This window comes from Sedimentibacter sp. (assembly GCF_032080165.1).
Lineage (GTDB): Bacteria > Bacillota > Clostridia > Tissierellales > Sedimentibacteraceae > Sedimentibacter.
This window is the reverse complement of the sequence record NZ_DAMASY010000003.1, coordinates 65,975-81,656: the sequence shown is the minus strand read 5'-3', so window position 1 is coordinate 81,656 and position 15,682 is coordinate 65,975. Positions and strand designations below refer to the sequence as shown.

14 protein-coding genes and 1 pseudogene are annotated in these 15,682 nt (G+C 33.8%); 7 read left to right on the top strand and 8 right to left on the bottom strand.

The features are described 5' to 3' along the window. Nucleotides 1-37: 37 nt before the first annotated feature. From RT412_RS05035 to RT412_RS05010, 7 genes and pseudogenes are all read left to right on the top strand, one after another. On the top strand, nucleotides 38-262 hold the full coding sequence (locus RT412_RS05035) for a hypothetical protein (protein WP_313345905.1): 225 nt from the start codon (nucleotides 38-40) through the stop codon (nucleotides 260-262). 237 nt (nucleotides 263-499) lie between these two features. After that, the gene (locus RT412_RS05030; RefSeq protein WP_313345902.1) at nucleotides 500-778 is read left to right on the top strand and encodes a hypothetical protein; all 279 of its coding nucleotides are present in this window, start codon (nucleotides 500-502) and stop codon (nucleotides 776-778) included. A gap of 12 nt (nucleotides 779-790) precedes the next feature. After that, nucleotides 791-895: pseudogene (locus RT412_RS17155) on the top strand (BhlA/UviB family holin-like peptide); the annotation flags it as partial. A gap of 344 nt (nucleotides 896-1,239) precedes the next feature. Then, nucleotides 1,240-1,797, top strand: a complete 558-nt coding sequence (locus RT412_RS05025) for a sigma-70 family RNA polymerase sigma factor (RefSeq protein WP_313345899.1) — start codon at nucleotides 1,240-1,242, stop codon at nucleotides 1,795-1,797. Beyond that, on the top strand, nucleotides 1,778-2,512 hold the full coding sequence (locus RT412_RS05020) for a DUF4367 domain-containing protein (protein ID WP_313345896.1): 735 nt from the start codon (nucleotides 1,778-1,780) through the stop codon (nucleotides 2,510-2,512). Before RT412_RS05025 ends, RT412_RS05020 begins: the two co-directional genes overlap by 20 nt. 99 nt (nucleotides 2,513-2,611) lie before the next feature. Continuing rightward, nucleotides 2,612-2,935: a hypothetical protein gene (locus tag RT412_RS05015; RefSeq protein WP_313345893.1), complete on the top strand. Its 324-nt coding sequence runs from the start codon at nucleotides 2,612-2,614 to the stop codon at nucleotides 2,933-2,935. A 235-nt stretch (nucleotides 2,936-3,170) separates the two neighbouring features. Further along, the gene (locus RT412_RS05010) at nucleotides 3,171-3,731 is read left to right on the top strand and encodes a hypothetical protein (protein ID WP_313345890.1); all 561 of its coding nucleotides are present in this window, start codon (nucleotides 3,171-3,173) and stop codon (nucleotides 3,729-3,731) included. Between the two features lie 70 nt (nucleotides 3,732-3,801). Here the strand turns inward: RT412_RS05010 and RT412_RS05005 are convergent, their stop codons facing one another. The 8 genes from RT412_RS05005 to RT412_RS04970 form a co-directional block, all read right to left on the bottom strand. Further along, complete coding sequence (locus RT412_RS05005; protein WP_313345887.1) at nucleotides 3,802-4,497, bottom strand: LrgB family protein; 696 nt, start codon at nucleotides 4,495-4,497, stop codon at nucleotides 3,802-3,804. Continuing rightward, entirely contained in the window at nucleotides 4,494-4,853 is a 360-nt protein-coding gene (locus RT412_RS05000; RefSeq protein WP_313345884.1) for a CidA/LrgA family protein, read from the bottom strand. Before RT412_RS05000 ends, RT412_RS05005 begins: the two co-directional genes overlap by 4 nt. Nucleotides 4,854-5,040: 187 nt before the next feature. Further along, the gene (locus RT412_RS04995) at nucleotides 5,041-6,465 is read right to left on the bottom strand and encodes a copper amine oxidase N-terminal domain-containing protein (protein ID WP_313345881.1); all 1,425 of its coding nucleotides are present in this window, start codon (nucleotides 6,463-6,465) and stop codon (nucleotides 5,041-5,043) included. Between the two features lie 286 nt (nucleotides 6,466-6,751). Continuing rightward, a complete protein-coding gene (gene nifJ / locus RT412_RS04990) occupies nucleotides 6,752-10,318 on the bottom strand; it encodes a pyruvate:ferredoxin (flavodoxin) oxidoreductase (RefSeq protein WP_313345878.1) in 3,567 nt (1,188 codons plus the stop codon). 269 nt (nucleotides 10,319-10,587) lie between these two features. Further along, nucleotides 10,588-11,499: an HPr(Ser) kinase/phosphatase gene (gene hprK / locus RT412_RS04985; RefSeq protein ID WP_313345875.1), complete on the bottom strand. Its 912-nt coding sequence runs from the start codon at nucleotides 11,497-11,499 to the stop codon at nucleotides 10,588-10,590. A 42-nt stretch (nucleotides 11,500-11,541) separates the two neighbouring features. Beyond that, nucleotides 11,542-13,398: an excinuclease ABC subunit UvrC gene (uvrC, locus tag RT412_RS04980; protein WP_313345873.1), complete on the bottom strand. Its 1,857-nt coding sequence runs from the start codon at nucleotides 13,396-13,398 to the stop codon at nucleotides 11,542-11,544. A gap of 143 nt (nucleotides 13,399-13,541) precedes the next feature. Next, nucleotides 13,542-14,135 (bottom strand): DUF3841 domain-containing protein, encoded by a 594-nt coding sequence (locus RT412_RS04975; protein WP_313345870.1) that lies wholly within the window; start codon nucleotides 14,133-14,135, stop codon nucleotides 13,542-13,544. A gap of 31 nt (nucleotides 14,136-14,166) precedes the next feature. Next, nucleotides 14,167-15,657, bottom strand: coding sequence for a BCCT family transporter (locus RT412_RS04970; RefSeq protein WP_313345867.1), 1,491 nt, complete (start codon nucleotides 15,655-15,657; stop codon nucleotides 14,167-14,169). Between the last annotated feature and the right edge of the window lie 25 nt (nucleotides 15,658-15,682).

The window sequence follows — 15,682 nt, the reverse complement described above, 5'->3', positions numbered from 1 at the left end:
AAATGCCGTCATTTATGCGGACGAGGAGTCTGTTGTCATGCTTAAGGATGAGAAACAATATGCAATGACAGATTTGATTCTTCAGGAGGTCTATCTGATTGACCAAGAATTGAATGTTGATTTCTGGTTTAAGAAGAATACGGCTCAAAATCAGATTGACAATGCACATAGTTTTGTCATTATCAAATTTGTGCTGAGAAGCGGCGAGGAGCGCTCTTGGGTCCCGGTCCCTATGTTTATATTATACAAAATAAAGATGTAACATGGAACGTAGTAAATTGCAGGATATATGTTGGAGATAAACTTGCCTACCATAAAGTCTATAACGAAAAAGGTCAATTAATAAATCTATAATCGAGTAGGAGGTATTAATTATTTTAATTACCTTCCTCTCACACCACCGTACATACCGCGTTCGGTATATGGCGGTTCAATAGAAATTAACATTTTGAGTCGCCAACTATATCTATTTGAAATATAAAAAATGGGGGGTTGAATAATGATTAAACAAGATATACAAAACTCTTATATAAAAAAATTATCAATTCTAATTTTTATAGTATTTTTTATCGTTGGATGCAGCAGTGGAAATGAAAAAGAAAAGTTGAATGATGATTTAGAAAATTTAAAAGATGATAATGCTACAATCAGTGCAAGTCCTAATGAAGAATTCTTTGTCATTATTGAAAATCTTAACAAAAATATAGAGCAAGAGGATACGAATTTAAAAAGCTTTATCAATTTAAAGGTATTAGATATAACTTCTTTGTGCTTTTGAGAAAATGATTATCAGATAATAATTTCTAATTTAAATGATAAATTAAATATTGTAGAAGACATAAAGTCTGATATAACTGAGATTAAAAACTCTTTATTAGAAAAAAGAGGACAATAAAAATCTGCATAAATTGAAGATCAAAAATTATATATTATTTTGAAGACGTATTTTAAGAACGGATCTTTTAGAACTGATTTTAGTCTCAAAAAGGTCCGTGCCCAAAATGCTTATTCACCTTCTTTTATAATAAAGTTATTATCTCATTATATTGCAATTCACGTTCATTCTCAACTACCAATTTGTCATCCCGGATGGCGAGAACATTGTTAAGAAATTTTAATAATACTTTTTTAAAAAACGGTTTTGACATATAAAAGGTTTATATATAAGTGGTTATTAAAAAGTTGAAAAATGTTGCCCCTTATTGTAAAATTAATTAACAAAATTGTGGGGGCAATGACATGGGAAGAGACAAGAAAGCATTTATATATGATAATCACACAAAGGATTTTATATTGGGGTTATATGATAAATACAGGGAAGGAATGCTTAAGCTTGCATTTTCAAAATTAAACGATTGGCACGACGCAGAGGATGCGGTGGAAGAGTCATTTATTAATATTTCAAGAAATTATGAAAAGATAATTGATTCTAAGGATTATGAAATAAAAAAATATATAGTTAATACGGTTATAAATACATCATATAAAATACTTGATAAGAAGAATCGGAATATTTGCAGTGATATTGATACAATTGAAGAACATTCACCATTAATTGACAGTGCAGAAGAGGTGGCTGTATCCGAAATTTCATATGACGAGCTCAAGTGCTCGGTTGACAGATTAAGTCCAAGATTCAGGCTTATATTAAACATGAAGTATGCCGGCTACAATAACAAGGAAATAGCAGAAGAGCTTGATGTAAATGCCGACACTGTACGTGTTATGCTTTTTAGAATCAAGGCAACTCTAAAAAAATCAAAGGAGGGAAATCTTAATGAAGAAGGACACAACTAATATTGACAAAGCTTTAAGTATAGAAGACGAACACTATCTTCATATAGCTTCAGAAATCCAGTTTAATAGAGATATGGAATTGTTCGATACTTTTATGAACGACGAAAAAGATATTCCCGGACTTTCTGATTTTGATAAACGTATGAATGATAAAATCAACGAAATGTACAAGGAAGGGCAAATACAACGAAGGAATAAGCTGATTTTTAAAACTATCACCGCATCTGCCGCAATTATATTATTGTCATTCATATTTTATCCTCCACTGTTCGGAAAAGTGAATGCTTTCTTTTTAAAAATGATGAGCCTGACATCAATAGATAAGGGTGAATATACGGAGTTCAGGATGAAGCCCACAGATAATCAGTATGTTGATGAATTTGAAGGGTATTACTATCCGAGATATATTCCTGACAACTACGAAATAATAGTAAAAAACAATATGGAGAGCATGGGAGATATTATCTATTTAAATAAAAATGACAATTTAAAAATAACATACTCTTTCAGCACTTTAAACAGTCCGGAACAGTTAGATACTGAGAATTGCATTAAGGAGGAAATCCTTATAAACAATCAGCTTGGTTTATTATATACAAAGAAAGATAATAGCCATAATCTGATTATTTTTCAGAACGAAGAATATAAATTTGTAGTTTCAGGCAATATCAGTGTAGAAACATTAAAAAAGATTGCTGAAAGCATAAAAAAGTAAATATGTTAAAAAGCTTAACAAATTATTTTCGAAAAACATGTAACGATTTGGACAGTTGGATGGTTTATATAGTAGAGAACTTTATAAAAGGAGGATTCTATGAAAAAACTATCAATACTGTCCATATTTTTTATAATTTTAATGTTGTTTACCGTAACTTTAAATTCAGTTGAGGGATATGAAATTTCACCTGCATTTATAGCGTTTGAGAGGCACAAATGTGATTTAAGCATTAATAATGGTATTGCAAAGGCTAATGGCAGTGCAATGTGCTCTGATGGCTATACTGTTAAAATTACATTGTATTTACAAAGGTATGTCAACAATAATTGGACATCTATAAATAATTGGAGTGGGGATAAGGATATATATTCTTATGTAAATGAAACATCTACAGTCAGTTCCGGGTACAAGTATAGGTAAAAAGCATTGCCACCGTGTATGACAAAAATAATAATGTTGTTGAAGCACCTGTTTTGTATTCGGATGTTGTAGAAAATTGATTTAATTTAAATATAGAAAAGTTGAATATTAATTATCAAGGATTTATAAAACTAATTTATGGAGGTGATTCCATTGTACCATTTGTTAGTACCGGAATTAAAAGAACACTGAGAAAAAGAAACTAAAAAAATGAAATTGAAAGGGAGAAAATATTATGATGAAAAAAAGAATATGTTTGTTATTGCTTAGTTTATTGTTAGTAATCGGAGCATTACCAATAAGTGCTTATGCAAATGATATGGAGAAGGATTTAAATGCTCCAGAAAAAATATTAGAAGATTCTGATGCTTTGGTAACCATTAATCAAGAACTTGGGTTAGTAATTATTTCAACAAGAGTATGCGATAATAGCAATGCTCCTTACCATGAAGAAATAGACCTTGTAAATGTAGATTTTCAAGATAATATAGGACCCTATGGATATCCAGAAAAACCGACTTCCGCAACCTTCAGCCATAAGATATATGATCGTAATGGTATTCTTATGGCGACAGCATATGTAACCGTTAAAGGTTGGTATTCCGAAGTTGATCAATGGAGCGAAGTTGAAAGCATAACAGCTGATTTTGAAGGCGAGTATGCTAGTAGATTTTCTTATACTACTAGTAGAAGTGGAGAAACCGGAACCATAAAGCTTTATTTTAATGGAGCATATGCCGGGGGTTTTCTTTATACAATTCATTATAACGGAAGAATTACCAGTTCTTCACTTTAAAAATATTTCATGGAAATAGAAGAAAGGTAAAAAAGAAAAACAAGGATAGAGTAATCTATTCCTTGTTTTTTCACAATGAAAAATTAGCAAATACAGGTGCCAATACAACTGTTATAAGCCCGGCTACAGCAATTGACAAGCTGCTCATCGCCCCTTGTACCTCTCCTAATTCGAGAGCTCTTGCTGTCCCTATGGCATGTGATGCAGTTCCAAGGGCTATTCCGACAGATATAGGATTTTTAATTCTAAACAGCTTACATACAGCTTCGCCTATTACGTTACCGGATATTCCTGTAACTGATATAGCCGCAACTGTTATAGTAGGTATGCCGCCTATTTCTCCTGATACGGCAAGTCCAATTGCTGTAGTGATAGATTTAGGCAACAGTGAAGCATAAACTTCATGAGTGAATTTGAACATTAAAGATAAAGCAAAAATAACGATAAGGTTTGATAACGAACCTGTCAAAATTCCTGCCATGATTGCCTTAAAATTTTTCTTCAGCAAATCAAGCTGCTGGTATAAAGGAATTGCCAAGCATACCGTTGCAGGTGTCAATAGAAAGCTTAAATATCTGCCTCCCTGGTTATATGTTTCATAATCTATTTTAAAAATAGTTAATATTAAGATAACAATTATTATAGCCACCAATAAAGGATTCAATATGCTATATTTAAACTTTTTCTTTACCATTAAACCTATAATATATGATATTAAACTTATAACTACCCCAAAATAAACCGAATTATTTATTACCTCTCTCATTTGTCTTCGCTCCTGTTTCTGTTGATTATAAAATCAGCCGTTTTCCCTGTTGTAACCATAACCAATACCGTCGTGAACAAAGCCACAAATACTATAGGTATTATAATATTTGCAATATTACCCCATACTTCGATTAATCCGACAGCCGGGGGTATGAACATAATAGGCATTATGTCCAATAAAAAATTTCCTGTTTCTTTAACCTGTTCTAATTTTAAAATTTTCGTCTGCAGACAAATAAGCATTAATAAAAGTCCATATATACTTGCCGGTATAGGAAGCGGAATAAATCTGTATACAATTTCACCTATGAAGGTTATTACTAATATAATTGCTGCTTGCTTTAAATATTTCATTTTGACCTCGTTAATTTATGATTATTCGATTATATCATAACATCTATAAGTAATCAAAAAAATCCCGAAAATATTCGGGATTTAGTAATGTTATTATTTATCAATAATTTAAAACCTTAGATTCTTCACTACGTTCAGAATGACACGAATTGGTAGTCTTAAAATTTCTACTGTGAATAGTAATATATTATTTTTTTGTAATTGTAGCAGTAGAATAATCATCAAACTGTTCATACCCTATCACATAGCCAAGCTTTTCGAAATCTCGTACCTTCACCATGGTTCTGCCATCAACCAGCACACCGGTCATATCTATTTTTTCGCTTCCTCTTATAACGTATGCTTTTTTATTTGCATCGTCCCACTGAACTTCCTCGCCAAATGTCTCGCCTATGTATCTCAAAGGAAGATACACCCTGCCTTCTATTATAACATACGGCTGATAATCCCAGTCATATTTGCCGTCTGCTCTGTACATGCTTACGTCTGCTGCTGCTTCATGCTCATACCAGCTTATTTCTATTGTTTCAATAGGATTATACTTGTTTTCCAATGCATCGTAGAGATTTTCAAGCTCCTCCACAGATATTGCCTTGTCTGCAACAGAAACCTTCTTAACTGTCTTTGCAGCTATTTCAGACTCAGACTTGATATTTCCGGCAATAATACCTTCAAATACTAATTCCCCATCAATGGTCTGTCCGTATACGCTGCCTTTTTTGTATATTTCATTCTTAATATAGCTTCTGTCAAGCATATCTATATATTCTCTGTGCTCACCCGTTTCCAGATATGCAGCGACTTCATCTATTGTCTCATAGAAGCCTTCTCTCATTCCCTCAAGCTCTGCTATTATTTCTTCAGTTTCCACAGTGCCTTCAATTCCATTAATTTCTATAGCAGCATATATATTTTCAAGATATTTGATTGTTTCGTCAAATACCAATTCTTTGTTTTCGCTTATGTATTTAATAAGTCTTTCAACAAATTCAACCGCATTTTCAGCAGTAAGCTCCATAGAATATCCGTTGCTTGTCTTTTTTATAAGCTTGGAATCAAATCCCTTGAATGCACTGCTTAAATATTCCTTTGCGCTTTCAAGCAGCACTGTGTAGTTTTCTTTGTAGGAAACACTTCCGTAAACATCATCCATTTCGGCAACAACTATGTAGTCCGTATCCTTCAACTCTTCAAGCAGCTTTTCAACAATTAGCGCATTGTAGTCGTCTGAACCAAGTTCTTCCTGAAGCCTTAAGGCTTCTGCTATTGCATTTTTTGAAATATAGAATTTGTTATTTGCCATTATCAGCTTAACCGGCTCCGCTGTTCCTTTTCCGTCAACCTTAACCTTAATATCCATATTCAGATACATTTCATTAATGTCATCTATATTTGCCTCTCCGCTAATTTCCAAATCAATTTTTGTATCCTTTTCTGTTCCTGTAATTATCTTGGAAATTTCAATTTGTGTTGAATTTTTAAATTCATACTGCGTAAGCTTATTTATTTCGCTTGACATATTTAAATAACCAAGCTCATTTACAGTACATCCCGTGAGCATTGAAAACAGCATAAGTACTGCAATCAATAAACTTATTTTTCTTTTAACCATAATTAGTCTCCTTATTCAATATGCTATTTACACTATTTTACCATTGACTACAATGTATGGATATTACAGATATAATACAAAAACAGCTCCTTTCGGAGCTGCCAAGGCTACTGAAAAAGTCCCCCTGCTTCGTTGCCGTTCACCCGGTCAATCCTCACGTATGTCTGAATACGCTGCGGTTGCCCGTCTTCCGGCGCCTTGCAGGATGAACTTTTTCAACATCCTATCATCTTGATGACTTTGTCATCAATCTGACAGCTCCTTTCGGAGCTGCCTTTTTTGATTTTTAGTATTTCATTTCTGCCATTCTTACATAGCTGTCGTATCTGTCTTTTGCATCTTTTTCTGCTCTTGCATATAATTCTTCAGCTACTTCAGGGAACGAACTGCTTAATGAAGCATATCTTACTTCACCTTCAAGGAATTCTTTGAATGATGCTCTTGGAGCTTTAGAATCTAGTACAAACGGATTCTTTCCTTCTTCTTTAAGAAGAGGGTTGAATCTGTATAAATGCCAGTATCCTGCTTCAACCGCTAATTTTTCTCTTTCAACAGTCTTGCCCATACCTGCTTTAATACCATGGTTGATACATGGTGCATAAGCTATAATTAATGATGGTCCGTCATAGCTTTCAGCTTCTTTTACTGCTTTTAGGAACTGATTCATGTTAGCACCGATGGAAACCTGTGCTACGTATACGTAACCATAAGTTGAAGCTATTAAGCCAAGATCTTTTTTCTTAATTTTCTTTCCTGATGCAGCAAATTTCGCTATAGAAGCAGTCGGAGTTGCTTTTGAGCTCTGTCCGCCGGTATTTGAGTAAACTTCTGTATCAAGTACTAATACATTTACATCTTCGCCTGATGCCAATACGTGGTCTAATCCGCCGTATCCGATATCATATGCCCAGCCGTCACCACCGATTATCCATTGTGATTTCTTAACAAGATAATCTTTCTTATCTAATATATTTTTAATATCTTTTGCACATGCTTCACACGGAGTAAATCCTTCTAAAGCTGCTAAAACTTTTTCTGAAGCTGCTCTTGATTCTTCACCGTTGTTCTTAGTTGCTTCCCAAGCAGCAAAAGCATCTTTTAATTCTTGTGATATATCTTTTTCCATTAAATTGTTGATAGATATTTGAATGCTGTCTCTCATCTGTCTTACTGCTGTTGCCATACCGAATCCATATTCAGCATTGTCTTCAAACAATGAGTTAGCCCATGACGGACCTCTTCCGTTAGCATCCTTTGTATACGGTGTTGCAGGTGCTGAAGCTCCCCAAATTGATGAACATCCTGTAGCATTTGCAATCATCATTCTATCACCGAATAATTGAGTTATTGTCTTAACATAAGCTGTTTCTCCGCAACCTGCGCAAGCTCCTGAGAATTCAAAGTATGGTTTGCAGAACTGGCTGCCTTTAACAGATACTTTATCCATTAAGCCGTCTTTGATAGAAACTTTTTCTGTAGCATATTTCCAGTTTGGAACTCCTGCCCCAACTTCTTCTGCAATTGGATTCATCACTAAAGCCTTGTTGTTTTTCTTTCCTGGGCAGATGTCAGCACAGTTTCCGCATCCTGTACAATCTAACGGACTTATAACTATTCTGTATTCCAATCCTTCTAATCCTTTGCCTATTGCTTTAAGAGTTTCAAAGGATTCAGGTGCGTTATTCTTTTCTTCTTCATTTAATAATGTAGGTCTGATTACTGCATGAGGACATACGAACGCACATTGATTACATTGGATACAGTTTTCAGGTAACCATTTTGGAACCTCAACAGCTATTCCTCTCTTTTCATATGCAGAAGTTCCCGGAGGGAATGTTCCGTCTTCAATACCTTCAAACGTACTTACAGGTAGACGATCGCCTTCTTGTCTGTTCATAACGTCAACAACATTTTTAATGAAATCCGGTTTTTCCTCTTCAGTAAATGGTACCGCAAGTCCGCTGTTTGCACTTATTTCGTTTTTAGCATTTTTCCAGCTTTCAGGAACCTGTACTTTTACTAATTCGGATATACCTTTTTGTACTGCAGCTTGGTTCATTTGAACTATTGCCTCACCTTTTCTTCCATAAGATTTAACAATAGCTGCATTTAAATATTCTACTGCATCTTCTACAGGTATAACATCAGCTAATTTAAAGAATGCTGACTGAATTATCATGTTTGTTCTGTTACCAAGTCCTAATTCTTGAGCTATCTTAGTAGCATTTATTATATAGAAGTTAATATCTTTTTCAGCTAAATATTTTTTATACTTTGCAGGTAAATTTGCATCTAATTCATCTAATGACCAAATTGTATTTAATAGGAATGTTCCTCCTTTTTTAAGTCCTGTCAATACATCATATTTACCTACATATGATTGTTGTGACAATGATACAAAGTCAGCTTCATCAATTAAATAAGTTGATCGGATAGGTGATTTACCGAATCTTAAGTGAGATACCGTAACTCCACCGGATTTTTTAGAGTCATATGAGAAATATCCTTGAGCATACATGTTAGTATGGTCTCCGATAATTTTTATGGCGTCTTTGTTAGCTCCAACTGTACCGTCTGAACCAAGTCCCCAGAATTTACATCTAACTGTTCCTTGAGCTGATGTATTTACAACTTCAGGTGTTTTTAGTGATGCAAATGTTACATCATCAACTATGCCTATAGTAAAGCCGTTCTTTGGATTTTCTTCCTTTAAGTTATTATAGACAGCAAATATTTGAGCAGGTGTAGTGTCTTTTGAACCTAAGCCATATCTTCCGCCAACTATAACCGGTTGTTCTTCTTTATCATAGAATAAAGATTTAACATCTAAGAATAGTGGCTCAGCAATTGAACCGGGTTCTTTGCATCTGTCAAGTACAGCTATTTTCTTTACTGTTTTTGGTAATACATCAAAGAAGTATTTTGAAGAGAAAGGTCTGTATAAGTGAACGATTACTATACCAACTTTTTCACCTTTTGCAGTTAAGAAGTCTATAACTTCTTTTGCAGTTTCTGTTACTGATCCCATTGCAACTATAATATTTTCAGCATCAGGTGCTCCGTAATAGTTAAATGGTTTGTATTCTCTTCCTGTTATTTTTTCCATTTCCTTCATATAGTCAACAACTATATCAGGAACTGCTTCATAGTATTTGTTAGAAGCTTCTCTTGCTTGGAAGAATATGTCAGGATTTTGTGCTGTTCCTCTTGTAACAGGATGCTCAGGATTCAATGCTCTTGCTCTGAATTCATTTATTGCATCCATATCAACTAATTTTGCAAAATCATCATAATCTATTACTTCAATTTTTTGAACCTCATGTGATGTTCTAAATCCATCAAAGAAATGTACAAACGGAACTCTTGTTTTAAGTGTAGCTAAGTGAGCAACTCCACCTATATCCATAACTTCTTGAACACTGCTTGATGCAAGTAAAGCAAATCCTGTTTGTCTTGCAGCCATTACGTCTGAATGATCACCAAATATTGATAGCGCGTGTCCTGCAATTGCTCTTGCAGAAACGTGGAATACTGCCGGTAACAACTCCCCTGCTATTTTATACATATTTGGAATCATTAACAATAATCCCTGTGAAGCAGTATAAGTAGTCGTTAATGCTCCTGCTTGCAATGAGCCGTGAACAGCTCCTGCAGCTCCACCTTCTGATTGCATCTCTACAACTTTAACTGTTTGCCCAAAAATATTCTTTTGTCCGTTAGCTGCCCATTCGTCTGCAAGTTCAGCCATGTTAGAAGAAGGTGTTATAGGAAATATTGCAGCAACATCAGTAAATGCATATGAGACATACGCTGCCGCGGTATTTCCGTCCATAGTTTTCATAACTTTTGACATTTGTATCCTCCTATATAATAATTAATATATATAATGTAACCATTAATAAGTATTGTATAAAAAAAATCAATACACAAAATGATTATATCGTAAAGAAATCATAATTGCAACAATAAAAATGTATTAGCTATTAATGCAATTTTCAACGTATTCTTTTGTTAAAAAAACGTTTTTCTCATTATGTTAAGCATTATAAGGATGCTATAAATACCATTATAAAAGTATAAATTTTGACAATATTGTAAATATTCAAAATTTATTATAAATCATTAATTGTATAAACCTCTAAATTTCTTATTATAGGTTTCAAGAGGATTATACCCCAATAGTTTCTGTCTGTAATTTTTAGCTGCTATTTCTACTATTGCCGAAATGTTTCTTCCGGGTCTTACAGGAATGACAACCGTCGGAATTTTTATTCCCAATATATCAGTGTAATCTTCATCGGTGCCGATACGGTCATACTCCTTATTTTGATCCCATTCTTCTAATTCTATTACCAATTCCACAAATTGTTCAATTCTTATGGATCCCACTCCAAACAAATGCTTAATATCCAAAATTCCTATACCTCTGATTTCCATCAAATGCTGAGTAAGTTCAGGACATGTGGCCTTTAAATCATTATCAAGTTTTTTAATTATAACGGCATCATCCGCTACTAACCTATGTCCCCTATTAATAAGTTCAAGTGAAGTTTCGCTTTTTCCTATACCGCTTTTACCTTTTATAAAAACACCTACGCCATATACTTCCAGACATACTCCGTGCAATGTTGTTTCTTCAGCTAATTCTTCTTCCAAAAAGTTAATCAATATGTTTACTAACTTATCAGTCTTTTGATTAGATTTAAAAACCGGTCTTTTATATTTTTTCGCATAGTAAATTAACGACTCATCAATTGCCATATCGTTAGCAACAATCAAAGCCGGTATAGGATAGCTGAAAAACTTATCTAATCTTTGTTTCCTGATATTTTCATCTAAAGTACTTAAATAAAATGTTTCCGCCCTACCCATTACTTGAACTCTCTCAAAAGAAAACCAATCAAAATATCCCGCCATCTGAAGACCGGGTCTTATAATTTCCGGAGTATAAATTCTTGACTGAACATCCGCAGGATAAAAAATCGGCTCTAAATCTATATAACTAACTAAATCCTCAAGTTTTACATATTGCATGATACTACCATCCTCTAAATGTTGTTCAATATTTCATTTTTCTTATTGTTTGATTTCACTGTTTTTTTTGTTCCTAAAATAGTTATAAACTGACTCTGCTGCTTTTATATTCATTCCATCAACATCAGTTAATTCTTCTAAACTTTTGTTTTTAATGTTTTCAACAGATCCAAATTCCTTTAATAAATTTATTTTTCTTTTTTCACCAATATTTTCGATATCATCAAGCTCTGATTTAAACAGAGTTTTATCCCTTAAGTTACGGTGATATTCTATAGCAAATCTGTGCGCTTCCTCTTGTATCCTGTAAATTAACCGATATACCTTGTCTGTCTTTTTAAATTCAATTTCTTTATTTTTATAAATTAAACCTCTGGTGGTATGCTTGTCATCCTTTATCATTCCACAAACAGGAATATTTAATCCAAAATTATAAATTACTTCTTCAGCAATATTTGTTTGTCCTTTACCGCCATCAATCAATATCAAATCGGGCATTTTATTAAAGCCCTTTAAATCCCCTTGATCTAACCCTCTGTTAATTCGCCTTTCCAATACTTCTTCCATACTTTTGTAATCATTGGGACCATTTACCGTCTTAATTCTAAAGCGTCTGTAATTGCTTTTGCTTGGAACTCCCCTTTCAAAAACAACCATCGACCCGACTGATTCTACGCCTTGTATATTAGATATATCATAAGCTTCAATTCTCATGGGCGCTTCATCTAAATTTAACAAATCCTTAAGCTCGTTAAGAGTTTCAAAGCTTTCATTTAAATTTTTCTTGATTCTTTGACTTCCTTTTTCTAATATTTCAAGTGCATTTTTCTTAATCATTTTTATAAGCATACTCTTATCGCCCTTTGCAGGCACTTTAACAGAAACCTTGTTGCCTCTTTTTTCGGACAACAGCTTTTCAAAAAGCTCTCTGTCTTCAATGTCGGTTTCTAAATAAATTTCTTTAGGTACATATACTGTACCGGTATAGAATTGAGATAAAAACGAGCTTATAATTTCTTCCCTCGTTTCATTCTCTATATTTGTCAACAAATAATGCTCATTTCCCATTATTTTCCCGTTACGTATAAAGAAAATCTGAATGCACGCTTCTTCTATTCCTATTGCACTTCCTATGACGTCCTGATCAATAGCCGTATTTGCGGAAACGATTTTCTGTTTTTCGGATATTATTTTTAAGGAGCTTATTTGATCTCTGTATTTAGCTGCTTCTTCAAAATCTAATTTTTCTGAAGCCGACTTCATCTTTTCAGTCAGTGACTTCATCAGCGTATCTTCGCCGCCGGATAGAAAACTTATAGCTTTATTAACTTCCTCACGATATTCCTTATAATCAACATTGCCCATACATGGTGCTGTGCATCTGTTAATGTGATAATTTAAGCAGGGGCGTTGGTTTTTCTTTGTACCGTCAAGCTTTAAAGAGCACTTCCTAAGCTTGTATAGGTTTCCGATAATATCAATAATTTCATTAACCGCATAAGCACTTGGATATGGTCCAAAATATTTTGCACCATCCTTTTTTACTTCTCTTACCTTATAAATTCTCGGATATTTTTCCTGAACTGATATTTTTATATAGGGATATTGCTTATCATCTCTAAGCAATGTATTATATTTAGGTTTGTATTTCTTAATGAAATTGGCTTCAAGTATAAGTGCCTCAACCTCATTGTCTGTTATTACATATTCAAATTCAGCAATGTTTTTTATCATTGCCTGAATTTTAGGTATATGATTTTTCGACTGAAAATACTGTCTTACTCTTTTCTTTAGATTTTTGGCTTTACCGACATAAATTATCTCGCCAAACTCATTTTTCATTTGATAGATACCGGGGTTGTCCGGTACTTTTTTTAATTCTTCCTGTATATCAAACATGTTGACTCCCTAAAATTGATATAAAACTATTATACCACCTAAATCTTAAATTTAACATAATAATAAAAATATTTTACATAAATAATGGCTATAAGCAGAAAGATTTACTTTCATATTTATAGCCAAACACAATATTAGAGTTTTTACAATTTAGAATAATAGATGTTTTTTACCATATCGGGACGTATCTCCCAGATATTTGCTTGGGTCGTATACATATTCCAATTATCAATATCAAAAATCCTATACCAGCTATCCAAGACAATCTTTTTTTCCATGAGATAAAAATTTGCATACTTTCCTTCAATGAATGAAGTTGTTTCTTCTAATCCCAGCCTCCTCATTCTTTCGGCATATGCTTCGGCATCATTTTTATCCTTTGGTATATACCAGTGATTCAACACATGATCCCACTTATTGCCGTCAAAATAAATAATATCCGACTTATCTACTTCAATCTCATAAGCAATAGTGTTTTCAATAGGACTTAACATTCCTTCACGACTCACTGAGCACCATATTGGAAATTCAATGCCTTCAGGTATATTAACTCTGCTCCTGGCTGCATGTACAAACCATTTATAGAGATTTATATAAAACGGAGCAATATCCCTGAATTGTTCTTCAATATATTGTCTTTTAACTCTGTATACACCATTGTTTTTTAAATCATCCAAGCTTTTAATATTTTGTCTGGTCCAGATAGTATTTTTTGATGAATCGGCATTGGTATTCATAATCTCCCCCCATAGCTAAACTTAATTTTTATTACTTCTCTTCCCTTAGTGCTTTCATTAAGGAAACTATGGCTAACAGCATTACGACAATAAAAGGAAATGCCGCTGCTATAGAAGCTGTCTGCAATGCTGATAATCCACCTGAAATTAGAAGCGCTGTCGCAAATAATGCCTGAACTATTCCCCAAAGAAACTGCCTTTGTCTTGAAGGATTCAGATTGCCTTCTGAGCTAAGCATTCCCAAAACAAAGGTTGCCGAATTTGCAGATGTAATAAAGAATGTAGTTAATAACACGACCGCTATAAATGACAATATTTTCCCTAACGGATAATGATTGAACACTTGGAATAATGCAGTTGACGGATTTGTAGCAGCTGCAGCTAACCCTTCTACACCAAGAGTCTCACTTAAATTCAGCCCCATTGCACCAAATACAGCGAACCAAACAAGTGACACTATTGCGGGAGCAAATATTACTCCACCGATAAATTCTTTTATTGTCCTTCCCTTGGATATACGCGCAATAAACGTTCCAACGAATGGTGCCCAAGCAATCCACCATGCCCAGTAAAAAATCGTCCATCCATTAGTCCAGCCCTTATCACCAAACGGATCAATATGAAGACTGTCAGCAATAAATCCATTTATATATTGTCCTAATCCATTTGTAAATGAATTAATTATCTTTAATGTAGGTCCAAATATAAATGACAGAACTAATAATCCAAATGCAAGATATAAATTTATATCTCCTAAAAGTTTTATACCTTTGTCTATTCCACTGACTGCAGTCCAGATATATAAAATTGTGATAAATGTAATTATGCCTAATTGAACTTTTGTATTTTCCGGAAGATTGAAAAGGTAATTAAGCCCGCTGTTAATCTGTAATGTACCTAACCCCAAGGAAGTAGCTACTCCTGCAACAGTTGCAAACACAGCAAGGATATCGATCGTCTTGCCTATGGGACCATTTACCCTTTCTTCTCCAAATAATGGAATGAAAATGCTGCTGATCAAACCCGGTTTATTTTTTCTATATTGGAAGTATGCTAATGCAAGACCTATAATAGCATAATTTGCCCAAGGGTGGAATCCCCAATGCATAAATGATGCTTTCATGGCAAAATTCATTGCTTCAGTAGTTCCAGACACTATTCCTGACGGAGGACTGACATAGTGAGATATGGGCTCTGCAACTCCCCAAAATACTAATCCTATTCCCATGCCGGCTCCAAATAACATTGCAAACCAGGATTTAGTACTATATTCAGGTTCTGAATCGTCTGCTCCCAATTTTATATTTCCGTACTTGCTGAAAGCTAACACTAATGCAAACAATACAAACACAAACATTGATATAAGATATGCCCATCCAAAGTTATCAGTTAAAAAAGACATTAGTAAATCAGCAAAGGATGCAAAACTGTTTTGTGCCATTATACCCCAGAATACTATAGACAGAGATATAACAAAAGATACGTAAAACACTGTATTATTTTTTGATTTTGATTTTTCCATATATACCCTCCATATGGCAGATTGT

What these genes read in the sequence shown, in the direction of transcription:
- RT412_RS05035 (WP_313345905.1), top strand. Translation starts at nt 38, where the DNA reads ATGCTTAAGGATGAGAAACAATATGCAATGACAGATTTGATTCTTCAG.
- RT412_RS05030 (WP_313345902.1), top strand. Translation starts at nt 500, where the DNA reads ATGATTAAACAAGATATACAAAACTCTTATATAAAAAAATTATCAATT.
- RT412_RS05025 (WP_313345899.1), top strand. Translation starts at nt 1,240, where the DNA reads ATGGGAAGAGACAAGAAAGCATTTATATATGATAATCACACAAAGGAT.
- RT412_RS05020 (WP_313345896.1), top strand. Translation starts at nt 1,778, where the DNA reads ATGAAGAAGGACACAACTAATATTGACAAAGCTTTAAGTATAGAAGAC.
- RT412_RS05015 (WP_313345893.1), top strand. Translation starts at nt 2,612, where the DNA reads ATGAAAAAACTATCAATACTGTCCATATTTTTTATAATTTTAATGTTG.
- RT412_RS05010 (WP_313345890.1), top strand. Translation starts at nt 3,171, where the DNA reads ATGATGAAAAAAAGAATATGTTTGTTATTGCTTAGTTTATTGTTAGTA.
- RT412_RS05005 (WP_313345887.1), bottom strand. Translation starts at nt 4,497, where the DNA reads ATGAGAGAGGTAATAAATAATTCGGTTTATTTTGGGGTAGTTATAAGT.
- RT412_RS05000 (WP_313345884.1), bottom strand. Translation starts at nt 4,853, where the DNA reads ATGAAATATTTAAAGCAAGCAGCAATTATATTAGTAATAACCTTCATA.
- RT412_RS04995 (WP_313345881.1), bottom strand. Translation starts at nt 6,465, where the DNA reads ATGGTTAAAAGAAAAATAAGTTTATTGATTGCAGTACTTATGCTGTTT.
- nifJ (WP_313345878.1), bottom strand. Translation starts at nt 10,318, where the DNA reads ATGTCAAAAGTTATGAAAACTATGGACGGAAATACCGCGGCAGCGTAT.
- hprK (WP_313345875.1), bottom strand. Translation starts at nt 11,499, where the DNA reads ATGCAATATGTAAAACTTGAGGATTTAGTTAGTTATATAGATTTAGAG.
- uvrC (WP_313345873.1), bottom strand. Translation starts at nt 13,398, where the DNA reads ATGTTTGATATACAGGAAGAATTAAAAAAAGTACCGGACAACCCCGGT.
- RT412_RS04975 (WP_313345870.1), bottom strand. Translation starts at nt 14,135, where the DNA reads ATGAATACCAATGCCGATTCATCAAAAAATACTATCTGGACCAGACAA.
- RT412_RS04970 (WP_313345867.1), bottom strand. Translation starts at nt 15,657, where the DNA reads ATGGAAAAATCAAAATCAAAAAATAATACAGTGTTTTACGTATCTTTT.